Annotated in this window: 13 protein-coding genes; 5 read left to right on the top strand and 8 right to left on the bottom strand. The window is 62.8% G+C overall.

From position 1 onward, the window contains the following. Positions 1-194: 194 nt before the first annotated feature. Both VFO25_11265 and VFO25_11260 read right to left on the bottom strand, forming a co-directional pair. On the bottom strand, positions 195-536 hold the full coding sequence (locus tag VFO25_11265) for a hypothetical protein (GenBank protein HET9343480.1): 342 nt from the start codon (positions 534-536) through the stop codon (positions 195-197). A 33-nt stretch (positions 537-569) separates the two neighbouring features. Further along, on the bottom strand, positions 570-1,469 hold the full coding sequence (locus VFO25_11260; GenBank protein ID HET9343479.1) for a hypothetical protein: 900 nt from the start codon (positions 1,467-1,469) through the stop codon (positions 570-572). Positions 1,470-1,690: 221 nt separating this feature from the next. Here VFO25_11260 and VFO25_11255 point away from each other — a divergent pair, with 221 nt between their 5' ends. Both VFO25_11255 and VFO25_11250 read left to right on the top strand, forming a co-directional pair. After that, complete coding sequence (locus tag VFO25_11255) at positions 1,691-2,743, top strand: M4 family metallopeptidase (GenBank protein HET9343478.1); 1,053 nt, start codon at positions 1,691-1,693, stop codon at positions 2,741-2,743. A 25-nt stretch (positions 2,744-2,768) separates the two neighbouring features. After that, a complete protein-coding gene (locus VFO25_11250) occupies positions 2,769-3,056 on the top strand; it encodes a protealysin inhibitor emfourin (GenBank protein ID HET9343477.1) in 288 nt (95 codons plus the stop codon). A 32-nt stretch (positions 3,057-3,088) separates the two neighbouring features. Here the strand turns inward: VFO25_11250 and VFO25_11245 are convergent, their stop codons facing one another. The 4 genes from VFO25_11245 to VFO25_11230 form a co-directional block, all read right to left on the bottom strand. Beyond that, positions 3,089-3,433 (bottom strand): TfoX/Sxy family protein, encoded by a 345-nt coding sequence (locus tag VFO25_11245; GenBank protein HET9343476.1) that lies wholly within the window; start codon positions 3,431-3,433, stop codon positions 3,089-3,091. 1 nt (position 3,434) lies between these two features. Continuing rightward, complete coding sequence (locus tag VFO25_11240; protein HET9343475.1) at positions 3,435-4,526, bottom strand: hypothetical protein; 1,092 nt, start codon at positions 4,524-4,526, stop codon at positions 3,435-3,437. Positions 4,527-4,606: 80 nt separating this feature from the next. Next, positions 4,607-4,903 carry a DUF1330 domain-containing protein gene (locus tag VFO25_11235; GenBank protein ID HET9343474.1) on the bottom strand — a complete coding sequence of 99 codons (297 nt, stop codon included), beginning with the start codon at positions 4,901-4,903 and terminating at the stop codon, positions 4,607-4,609. Between the two features lie 242 nt (positions 4,904-5,145). Further along, a complete protein-coding gene (locus VFO25_11230; protein HET9343473.1) occupies positions 5,146-5,535 on the bottom strand; it encodes a hypothetical protein in 390 nt (129 codons plus the stop codon). 163 nt (positions 5,536-5,698) lie between these two features. Here VFO25_11230 and VFO25_11225 point away from each other — a divergent pair, with 163 nt between their 5' ends. After that, complete coding sequence (locus tag VFO25_11225; GenBank protein HET9343472.1) at positions 5,699-6,676, top strand: hypothetical protein; 978 nt, start codon at positions 5,699-5,701, stop codon at positions 6,674-6,676. Between the two features lie 28 nt (positions 6,677-6,704). On the opposite strand, the gene VFO25_11220 is transcribed toward VFO25_11225, so the two are convergent. After that, positions 6,705-8,153 carry an MBL fold metallo-hydrolase gene (locus tag VFO25_11220; protein HET9343471.1) on the bottom strand — a complete coding sequence of 483 codons (1,449 nt, stop codon included), beginning with the start codon at positions 8,151-8,153 and terminating at the stop codon, positions 6,705-6,707. Next, entirely contained in the window at positions 8,143-8,568 is a 426-nt protein-coding gene (locus VFO25_11215) for a DUF1761 domain-containing protein (protein HET9343470.1), read from the bottom strand. The genes VFO25_11220 and VFO25_11215 overlap by 11 nt, the downstream gene beginning before the upstream one ends. Positions 8,569-8,665: 97 nt before the next feature. Here VFO25_11215 and VFO25_11210 point away from each other — a divergent pair, with 97 nt between their 5' ends. Continuing rightward, a complete protein-coding gene (locus VFO25_11210) occupies positions 8,666-9,211 on the top strand; it encodes a DUF882 domain-containing protein (protein HET9343469.1) in 546 nt (181 codons plus the stop codon). Positions 9,212-9,419: 208 nt separating this feature from the next. Further along, a complete protein-coding gene (locus VFO25_11205; GenBank protein ID HET9343468.1) occupies positions 9,420-11,138 on the top strand; it encodes a serine hydrolase domain-containing protein in 1,719 nt (572 codons plus the stop codon). Positions 11,139-11,212 lie beyond the last annotated feature (74 nt).

Here is an 11,212-nt window from a genome sequence, read left to right as displayed (position 1 = left end):
TTGGTCCTTGTAGCGGTCGAGCTTTAGCTCGACCGCCGCGACCTAACCATTTGATAGGGAGCGGTCGAGATTCATCTCGACCGCCGCGGCCTAACCTCTTGGTCCTTGTAGCGGTCGAGCTTTAGCTCGACCGCCGCGACCTAACCATTTGATAGGGAGCGGTCGAGATTCATCTCGACCGCCGCGGCTTCACCTTAGTCGGGCTCGCTCAGCACCGACCTGATGTTGGCAGCGATCATACCCGCATCGTCCGCGGGCTGCGGGGTGAAGCGAGGCGTCACGTTGAGGCCAGTTCCAGTTTCAGTCAACTCTTCCGTGTCGCTCGTCGCCAGATACGGCGTGTAGCCGCCGTCGCTACGACTCGCGGCCAATTGGACGCCGAGCGTGACGTTCCGAACTGTCAGCACAAGCCGATCCCGGTCGAGCGACTTCTCGTCGTACTCGGTGAGAAGGTCCGCCACTTCGTTGAAGTATCGGACGACGGTATCACGATTGTTGAGCATATCCATCACCGCCTGGTACCAACGTTTGTTCAAGAATAGTGCTAGAACGTCTTGCTGGAACTGGATTTATGGAGCCGGCAGCTCCGTGAGGTCGACGTACGACGTCACCGTCGTCATCACGACGAACGCTGTCGGGAGCGCATACACCGCGACGTAAACAAATGTGTCGAGCAACGGCGAATGTGTCGCATTCAGCACCAATGTGGCGCCGATCGATGCCCACGACGCAATGCGGTAGAGCACGACGAAGGCGGCCGTGAACAGCATCGTCCGAAACCAGCTTCTCCGATTCAGCGATGCCACCAAGCCCTCGATGAATGACTCGCCTACTGAGCCCTCGTCGAGCACCGCCGACGCGACAATGCTGATCCCCAACACGAGCGCAAGCAATTCGGCGAAGCTGATCACGATCGACCAGAACGGCCTTATGACATCTAACATCACCAGAAATGTCGGATCGACGGCGTTCACATCGACGTTGAAATACCAGGACGTTAGCATGTCGAACGCGTCTCGGACCGAGAACATGATGGCCGCCATGGCCGCGACGCAGAGCGCGACGACGTGCCATCGCTCCGACAAGCGGGCGAGCGTCTCGGAAAACTTGGCTCGACGCCGGCCCATCCAGTCGCTGACGTAAACGGCGATCAAGCCGGCCGCTAAGAGCAGCAAGACGTCGTGGACGATGTCGACGGCTGGCCAGTTGCCTAGGCCCAGGCGGTTTTCTTCGATCTCGGTGGTAGCCCAATCGAAGATGTCCGGATGGCCCGTGCCGGTTGGAACGGTATGCCCGTATAGGTTCACCCATGCCGTCGCCGTGTTGAAGTGGAGTATCGCTTGCGGGATATACGTGAGGAGCGCGAGCGCCAGGACTGGGCGCCAGAACGAGGCCGCAAGCGATAAGGCCCGGTCAGCGATGGTTCCCGGGCTCGAATCGGCCGTCTGATGGATGTCGGGCGAGGCCACGTTCCCCCCAAAAGTCTAAGTCGAGCCCGCTGCTAAGCGCCTCACGGTAGCGAGCCTACCATCTAATGAGGGTGATTTCCCCGGTGTCGAGGCGACGGCGCACTGCTACAGTTGTCTCGCATAGGCATCGCAGCGCGTGGCTTCCGGTTCGACACGCGCCGCACGGTATGGCGGGCATTGCTCGCCGAACCAGTGAGCGCCATCGGAGGGACGCGCACCTCATGCGAAAGACGATCTCAGCGCCGTGCTGTTCGATCATCCCGCCGCACATCTTCAACCGGCTCAGCCAAAGCCGGGACCCGGAGCTGCAGCGGCTCGGGCTTCGCGGTCTGCAGATCACCGCTCGACTGCGCGCACAGCGCTCGGCGAACGAACCACTTGAAGGCCCGGGTGCCGATACGCCGGGCGTGCTGACGCGAAGCGTCTACACCGCCTCCCGCCACGAATCGCTTCCAGGCCGAATCGTCCGGCCGGAGGGCGGCCCCGCGACCGGGGATACGGCGGAGGATCAAGCTTACGACGGCGCCGGAATCGTCTGGGACTTCTACAAGAGCGTCTTCAACCGCGACTCGATCGACAACAAAGGCCTCCGGCTCGATTCAACGGTCCACTACGGCGCCGGCTACGACAACGCGTTTTGGAATGGATCGCAGATGGTCTACGGAGACGGCGATGGAAAGTTGATGCATGCGTTTACCGGCGCGATCGACGTCATCGGACACGAGATGACACACGGCGTCACGCAGAACGAATCGGCGCTCGCCTACCTCGGTGAATCTGGAGCCTTGAACGAGTCGCTATCGGATGTCTTCGGGATCCTGGTGAAACAGCGGCACCTCGACCTTGATGCCGCGACTTCTGACTGGCTCATCGGTGAAGGCATCCTCATCCCGCCGCATCCGTTACCAGCAGGCGCGGTCTGCCGCGGATTGCGCGACATGCTCAACCCAGGCACGGCTTATCGCGGATTGGCGTTCGGCGACGATCCCCAGTCGGCGACGTATGCCGATCGCTTCACAGGTTCTGATGACAACGGCGGCGTGCACATAAACTCGGGGATACCGAACAGGGTTTTTGCGACGTACGCGGTCGCCGTCGGCGGCAAAGCGTGGGAGACTCCCGGCCGCGTCTGGTACATGGCAGCGACCGGATCAGGTTTGCCATCGACGGCGACGTTTGCGCAGTTCAAAGCGATCACGCTCGATGTCGCGAGGCAGGTCGACGCCGGCTCGGTCCCGGCGCTGCAGTATGCTTGGGCTTCAGTCGGCGTATGAGCAACTCCACACGATTGCAGCTCTCTTGAAGGTCTCCATCACGCGGAGCGGCGGGATCGCCGGCATAACGACGACCGCCAGCACCGACACTGGATCGCTCGACGCCTATCGCGCGCACGCTATCGAAGCGATCGTCGCGCGAATGACCGCCGCCGCATCGGATTCTGGCGCGATGATGCCGGACGCATTCCAATACGACGTGACGATCACCGACGACAGCGGGTCGAAGACGATGCGCTTCCAGGGCGACCCATGCCCGGCCGCCGATCTGTTCCGCGCCGTACAAAGCACAAGGAAGCCCCCGGCTCTGTAGTAGGCCGAGCGAAGCTCGGCATTGTAGCGGCCTTAGCTCAACCGGCGCGGCTTCTTCTTCACACTCTCGGTGATCTGCCGATTGTAATCGAGCGCGAGCGCGACCCAGTAGTCGAGATCGCGCCTTGTCCTTACTTTCGACGCCTCGACGCGGACGTAGCCGCGAAGCGAACGCCCCTTCATCACGACCGTCCGGCACGACTTCCGCCGAAGCACGTCGTCATGCAACGCCGGGTCGATGCGACACATCATCCGCTTCTGTCGCGCCGACAGGCACAGCTTGCCGCGCACCATGAACCCGACCCCTCCGAACATGCGCTTCTCTTGGACGTTCGGCGTATCGGCCAGCGCGGTACGAATTCGATCGACTAGCGTCATTCTAATTCGAGTGTTTGTTCGGCACGAGCAGCTTCACGATTTGACCGGACAGGTCCGCGACCGTCGACCAGTCGGCCGGTCCGAGAGACGCAAGCCTTGCGCGCAAATCCGTTAGCCCAGGGACGGCGCTGTCGAGCGCGTCCGATCCACCGACTAAGCTACGGAGCTCGTCGTCTTCTTTTGTGCTCTTGATCCCGAGCGCATTATACCGCAAATCGTTGGCATCGTAGCCGATGCCAAAAGCCTCGACTTGAATCTTATCGAGGCTGTTGACAACGCTGAGCATGCCTCCGGCGAATCGTTGCTGGTGCGTCTTGAGGTCGTCGATGCTCGCGACGGCGAACAATGGACGCAGCGTTGTGAGGTGTGCACGCGATGCGTCGTCCGGCAGTAGCGGCCCGAGTTTAGCGAACCAAGCGTCGATGAACGACTGCGTCGCGTGCTGCTTGAGAGCGCCAGGAAATTCGTAGAGCTCGATCAAGCGAGCCGACGCGACGCCGAGGCGCGCATACTCGACAAGGCCGGTCCCGTAGTCGATCGGGTCCGACAACGGTAAACCGAACTCGTCATAAGAAGCCGTGTCGGGCCCGGCGATGCTCGCATAAAGCGCGGTTTTCGAATCCGCCAGCGCGGCGACGAGCGCATGGCGGTTCGTATAACGATCGGCGACCGACCCAGGAAGAGCCGCATCTGCGGCCGCCGCTTTATCGTACCATGACTTCCACTTCGGGCCGGCACGTCCGGCATCGATGACCGCCAAGAAGACCGCCGCCGTGACTGCAGCCCCGACCGCATGGTCCGCGTGGCCGAGGTCGGTGAGAGCCGATGCATACTGGTCATCGACGACCACCGCATACGCCGTTCGACCGTCCGGGATCTTGACGGGACCCGCGTAGTGCGCAAGGTGGTCCCATGGCGGCATGTCAGACGCGGGCTGGGTTTCCAGCGCGAGCAAGAACTGATGATCGACGGGTATGGCGAGCACTGCTTGGACGAGTTGTTGGACGTCCGCATCGCTATACGCAGGTGCGCCGGCGCTCGAAGGCGATGGCAAAACGAACATGAACGCGACAACGATAGCAGCTATCCGCATCTGAACCTCGTAAATAAAGAAGAAACCCTCCGATGAGGAGGGTGACCTGTTCTGGACTCCTTCGCCCGACGCCTAGCGCATCAACGCGCTAGCTGCTCCATGACGACGATCCAATAGGTCTCGGCGAACTCTTCTCGCACCTTTCGTGCCGCCGCGTAATCGTCCGACTGGTGCCAGCGGTCTGCGTGGTCGGGAGTAGGAAACTCGATCATCGCGAGGCGTGCAGGCGTTTGGTCGCCCTCGAGCACGAACGCCGGGGCGCCGCGCGCCAGATATTTGCCGTCAAACGGTTTTAGCGACTCGAGGACCATGTGGTAATAGCGTGTCGCAGCTTCCGCATCGTGCCACTTGACCGACGCCACGAGGTAGCCCGCCATTAAACCTCTCCTATCCAGTGATGAGATGCGCGGATGCGAAACGACCGACGTCGTCCCACGACGAGTCCGATAAGAAATCCCACGAAGTGATATCGTCTCATGATCCTTACGCTTCGGGGATCGAACCAGCAAAGACTTGCAGGCGTCCCACGCGAGGAGCGTCTGTGACGCTCAAGCGGCAGCGCAAAATCATGCGGGACTTCAATCACACCGCGTCTTCTACGACAGGTGCCTGCGTGGGGTCACTTCACCCCGCGGAATAGGAACGAGCCGGAGATCTTGTGCGACATGACCGAGAGGTCGCCTGCCATTCGCGCGAGCTTTGCATCCGCTGCCTTCGACTCGGCTACCATCGTGTCGAGACTCGCGTTCGTCCTGAGCAGCAAATCGTTCGTCTTGGATAGCTTGCCGTTCATCGCCGCGAGCTGCCGGTCGACTCGATCGAGCGTCTGCATCTGTTTCGAGACTCGCTCGATGTTCGTCGCGACGACATCCATCTTCGCCGTCGTCTCGTCGAGATTTCTCGACATCGACGCGAGCTCGTGGAATGCGACGACGCCGGCGATCCCCGCACCGATGAGCACGAGGCAGACGACGGCGATGAGGCTGGCGATGAGCGTTCGCGATTGCATCCGGACACGTTTCCCAGGGCGCCTGAAATACCACTGAGAATCCGAGCCCTACGGAGCAGAGTGTACGCGGGCGGAGGTGAGCGACGGCCTTTCACAGGAAATTAAGCACTGTACACTAACGTCGACTCAACCAACCGGCGCGCAAGATCGGAGTTCGAGCATCGTGAGAAAAAACGGCATCGTCGCAACGCTTGCGGCCGGCATGCTCGCTCTTTCCCTGGCGGGCTGCTCGACAGCTTCGACCCCCGCCATGCCGGTAGGCGCACGCCCGATATCGTCGGGGGCGATGCCGATGCTCGCACAGATGCCGGCGTCGGACTCTGTTTTGGCGCCGGCGTCCGCCGACGGCCGCATTTTCGTATCGAACGGCCGCAGCAGCAGCGTCGACATCTACGAGAAGAACGCGCCGCACCAGCTCCTCGGGATGATCACGAAGGGCATCAGCGGGCCGAATGCGCTGGCGGTCGATTCGAGCGGTGATCTCTTCGTGTCAAACGTCGACAATCAGACGGTCACCGTATATCCGCCCGGTTCGCTCACACCAAGCCGGACGTACACGCGCGGCTTCCACCAGCGGCTCACCAATCCGCTGACCGTTGCTGTGGGCGGCGACGGAACGATGTACCTCGTCAACTATATGGGCATCGGTCAGGGCACTCAAGTGCTCGAGTATCCGCCCGGCCAGATGGCGCCGAACGTGGCGATCGCGATCAACGGCGGCGCCGACGGTCTCGCCGTCGACCCGAAAAATAATCTCTACGTCAGCTACAATGCTTCTACCGGTGGGCGGATCCTCGAGTTCGCACCCGGCTCGCAAACCGGTCAGGACCTCGGCATCCATCTCGGCTTCGCCGGCGGACTTGCGCTCGATCGAAACCTCGATCTGCTGGCATGCGATCAAACGGCGCCCGCCGTCGATGTCTTTCCACCCGGCTCGTCGACGCCGTCTTTGGTCATCACTGGGAACTTCGTGAACCCATACGGCTTGGCGTTCGGCAAGTATTTCCAGAAGCTATACGTGGCGGACTCGGCGAGCGATAACGTCCTGATCTTCTCGTACCCCGACGGCTCGCTCATCGGCAAGATCTCGCGGACGTTCACCGCGTTCGGCGTCGCGCTAAGCCCGGCTGCGCGACCCTAGAACACGAGCGCGAGGCATAAGCCGCAGATCAGGCGATTTTTGCCGCTTCGTCCTCGCGGTCAACCGGATAGCCCGCTGCTTCCCAACCGTCGAAGCCGTCAGCGACATCGCTCACACGCGTGAAGCCGTTCGCGAGCAGCACGCTCGACGCCGCGACCGACCGGTTGCCGCCGGCGCAGTGGACGAGCAGTGGCTTGTCGCGCGGAACCGAATCGAGCATCGCGCCTAATGTGCTCGCCGGCGTGTGAATAGCTCCTGGGATGTGTCCGTGGCGCCATTCTCCGCCGTTGCGGACGTCGATGATCACTGCCTCGCCGCTTTCCCATCGCTTGCGCGCCGCCGCGAGATCGATCGAGTCGAGCGTTGCGGTCCCCATTGCAGAAAGGGCTGATGTGTCGCCGGCATCGACGAAACCCGCTACCTTGTCCAGGCCGACGCGGATCAGCGCACGCACCAATCCCTCCACGTGATCCGGCGTCGCGATCAACACGATGGGCTTTTCCGGATCGACGAACCACGCAGCGCGCGTCGAGAACGATGATTCATCCGCGATCGCGAGCGCTCCGATCGGGTGACCGGCCTTGAATGCCTTCTTCCGACGCGAGTCGACGACCACCGCGCCCGCACCGACCGCAGCGGCCAATCCGGCCGCATCCAATCGACGCGCCTCGGGCAGCTTGCCTAGGAGCGGCGCGCCGTCGCGATTCAAGCGCTTCATGCGTGCGAAATACGTCGGCGCATCCGGCTGGCCATCGAGCAGCTCGCGCACGAAGCCGGCCTCATCCCCCGATGCGACGTACGGTGCCCACCACGCGGTCAGACGCTCGTAGCCCGCGGTCGACGCCGGAACCGCACCGAGCGCCTTGCCGCACGCGGAGCCTGCACCATGCCCCGGCCACAACTGCACGTAGTCGGGCACGGAAGAGAACACGCTTCGCAAGCTCGCGAACATCGAGCGTGCGCCGCGCTCGGCGCCTCCCGATACGCCGACCACTTTCTCGAGCAGATCCGGCCGCCCGAGATCGCCGACGAACACGAAGTCGCCGGTCATCGCGATCATGGGGTTCGAGGAAACGGCACCGTCGGTCACGATGAACATCAAATGTTCGGGCGTATGCCCCGGCACGTGTCGCACCGCCACCAAAACGCGCCCGACTTCGATCAATTCGCCGTCGTGAAGCAGTCTCACCGGCGCCGATGATCCAGACGGCCCGTACGTCCACTCCGGACCGCCGCACCCGGAAAGACACAGCGTCGCCCCCGTCGCAGCCGCCAACTCCCGCGCGCCCGATAAAAAATCGGCGTGGATGTGCGTCTCCGTCACCGCCGATATCTTGAGGTCGTTCTCTTGCGCGATTCGCAAATACACATCGATGTCGCGCCGCGGATCGACGACCAAGGCCGTCTCCGTCTCGGTACAGCCGACGATGTACGACGCTTGCGCGAGTCCCTCTTCGAATATCTGCCTAAAGAACATGCGACCTCTTCCATCCGCCGACGACGGCGCCGATGAGCATGCAGCCGGTGACTGTATACCCGGCATCGATGAGCCACAGCACGGTCGGGCGACCCTCTTGCAGACCGCTTGCAAGCATCGCACTCGCCACCATGCCGACGCCCGCGAACAACCCGAAGCTGATGCCGCTCCAAACCGTGCGCTCGGCGCCCTGTACCAAGTGGAGCAACATCGCGACGACGTACGCGATGACGACGGACATCGCCGCCGCGACGAGCATCGGCACCGGGTCCGAAACGCTCGCCCCCGGATTCGCAACGTGCACCGCAGCCGCCCACCGAGCCCCGAAGAACGGACCATACCACAGACGCCCGAGGCCGAAGTAGAGGGCCGCCGCGACGAGCACGGCAGGGTGGTAGATCTTGTCGATCGGCACCGCTTTCTCCAGGCGGGACCTTCGCCGTGACTGCCCTCACGCCCCTAGACGCCAGGCCCTAGACGACGAGCGCGTTTTTGCCGATGATTGATGTACGATGTGCCGTATGACTCGGGGCGGTTTTGTCGCTGGTGCGGCGGCAGCGGCCGCCACGCTTTCGCTCCCCGTCCGCTCTCGCGCCGGCGAGGAATACTCGCTCTGGCTCGTACGTCAAGACACGGGCGAGTCGGCCGACGAACCCTTCAGCCTCGACGGCAAGTCGATTTATAAACCAGGTTACTACCAACTGTGCGCCATGCTTCGCGACGCACACGTCGACCCGAGCATCGGCGACGTCCAGATCTCGATCCGTCTCGTCGAGACGCTCTGGGCGATCCAGCAATATCTCGTCCGCGACGGCATTCGCGCGCCCATCATCGTCCACTCGGGATACCGTACCCCGCAGACGAATGCGATGATCGAGGGCGCCGCACCGCACTCTCTACATATGTACGGCGAGGCGTGCGACTTCGACGTGCCCGGCATCGGCATGGAAGACCTCGCGAACATCGCGTGGGCGTGTCCGTCCACCGGGGGCGTCGGCTACTATCCCGAGGGTTGGGTGCACGTCGACGCCGGCTCGCGTCGCTGGTGGACCGGCTAACAAGCAAATAGTGAGCGGTCGACATTCATGTCGACCGCCGCGGTCTTGCGTGAAAAGGTAGTAGGCCGAGCGAAGCTCGGCTTTTTTGTTAGCCCCGCACCATCAAACGATTCCGAATTAGCGGGCGTGGAGCGTTTTGCGTGGGGCGGTCGCTGAAAGACGCCTGAAAGCGGTGAGGACGCGAGCTGGAGCCGTCGAACGGCGGCGCATGAGCATCTCGCAACTCGCGCTCCTGACCTCGATCACCCTGGCAGCAGCCTCGCCGTTCGTCGGCTCGTGGGCAAGTGTCCAATCTTTCGGACGTGTCTTCGGTGCAGGGCAAGTGCAGATCGTCGCATCGAACGAAAAGATCTCCGCGACCGTCGCCGGCGAGACGCACGAGGCTTCGCCGTCGCGATCCGCCCCCACGGTGATCACGTTCAGCGACGGCAGCCGGCTGATGCTGTTCGCTCGCGCGGGCGCAGCGCACACCGCCCAGTGGATCCAACCGGCGACTCTGACGTACGGCGGTCGGTATGTAACCCCGATCGCGCTTTCAGACGATGGCGGCGACTGGACCGGTGCGATCCGTCCTGTCCGCGACGTGACGCACTTGTTCCTCACCATCACGCAGAACGCCGACGGCACGCTCGGAGCATTCCTGCGGAACCCGGAGGTAAATGCGGGTGCGCGGATCGGCATCCGTACGTTCTTCGTCAACGGCAACAGCGTCAGCCTCCGCGCAGCCGGTAAGCCGGACATCGCCGGCACGTACGATTCTCGAGCGAACACGCTGCGATTCACCTTCGACGGATACCCTACGCCCTTCACGTTCGCGAAAGTCGACCCCGCGTCGACGCCCGGTTTCGCACCGCGACCGGGCCAAACGTCGTATGCATATCGGCCGCCCGCGCAGACGGACGATGGTTGGCAGACCGCGTCGCTCACCGATGTGAGCCTCGATCCTGCGAAGGTGACCGCGTTCGTCGATTCTCTTCTTGCAACACCCGCTTCATCGCCCGCGTCGGCGTACATCACGAGCGTATCCATCGCACGGCACGGAAAGCTCGTGCTCGACGAGTATTTCTACGGCTACGACGCGACGACGCCGCACGACGTCCGCTCTGCGGGCAAGAGCGTCACGACGCTCATGGTCGGCGAGGCTATGGAAGGCGATCGGAAGCTCACGCCCGACTCGCTCGTGGCTGACGTGCTCCCCCAATACGACGACGCGCTATCGTCTGATCCTCGAAAAAAGGCCATCACGGTCGCGGATCTCATGACGATGTCGTCGGGTCTCGCATGCGACGATAACGACGACAATAGTCCGGGCAACGAAGACACGATGGAGAGCCAGGCCGCCGTTCCCGATTGGTATCGATATACGCTCGCGTTGCCGGTCGTCGCGGATCCTGGTTCGAAGGCCGTCTACTGCAGCGGCGGCATCAACGTGCTCGGTGCCGTCATCGCGGCGGCGACCGACGACTCGCTCGCCGACTACTTCTATACCAAATTCGCCGAGCCGATGCAGTTCGGCCCGTACGCGCTGCCGCTCATGCCGGCGCCGATCTCCGACGCCTACATGGCGGGCGGCGGCCAGTTCCTGCCGCGCGATTTCCTCAAGTTCGGTCAGCTGATCTTGGACGGCGGCACGTGGAACGGCCGGCGCATCATCGACGCGCGATTCCTCGCGTCAGCTATCGCGCCGCACTCGGCGCTCAATGCGCCGGGCGACTACGGTTACGGCTGGCACCTATCCACGTTCGAGGTCGGCGGCGTCTCGTATCCGGCGATCAGTGCGGGCGGCAACGGCGGCCAACTGCTCTTCGTCATCCCGAAGCTCGACATGACCGTCATGATCACCGCCGCGAACTACGGCCAGTACGGCATCTGGCGGCACTTCCAGACCGACCCGTTCGTGAACTATCTCATCCCAGCGGCGCAATGAGCGTGGAGCGGTCGACCTTCACGGTCGACCGCCGCGACCTTCCCGATAGCATGTAGCGGTCGAGCTTTAGCTCG

Source organism: Candidatus Eremiobacteraceae bacterium (assembly GCA_035710745.1).
Taxonomy (GTDB): Bacteria; Vulcanimicrobiota; Vulcanimicrobiia; order Eremiobacterales; family Eremiobacteraceae; genus JANWLL01.
This window is presented reverse-complemented; position numbering and strand designations above follow the sequence as displayed.